Origin of the sequence: Dyella japonica DSM 16301 (assembly GCF_001010355.1) — a bacterium.
Taxonomy (GTDB): Bacteria; Pseudomonadota; Gammaproteobacteria; order Xanthomonadales; family Rhodanobacteraceae; genus Dyella; species Dyella japonica.
The window spans coordinates 1-314 of sequence record NZ_JPLA01000140.1; the positions used below are offsets into that span (position 1 = coordinate 1).

The window sequence follows — 314 nt, forward strand, 5'->3', positions numbered from 1 at the left end:
CCTGAGATCCTGGATGTGGTTTCCATACTACCTTAGTGGACGGAGTCTGAATCATTGAGTCCATTTAAAGTATCCTCTTGCAGCTTAGTCTGAGACTCTCCAGCAACTCTTTCCCAATCGTCCATAGAACCAACCATAGGAACCAGCATAACACCAGTAGATACACCAACATCCATCTTCTGTTGCTTAGGAGCTTCAAATCCAAAGATGCTACATAGTTGTTTATATGCAGCAACACGAGCAGCTTGAGAAGATCCAGGACCACGATAAGTAGATTCGAATCTAAGACCTTCAATAATACGCTGACGCTCTTG

1 protein-coding gene is annotated in these 314 nt (G+C 43.6%); it reads right to left on the reverse strand.

What is annotated here, in order from left to right; translation table 11 throughout:
- Positions 1–32 precede the first annotated feature (32 nt).
- Positions 33–314 (reverse strand): hypothetical protein (locus Y882_RS20380; RefSeq protein ID WP_162207442.1); only part of this gene is annotated, 282 nt, incomplete at its 5' end.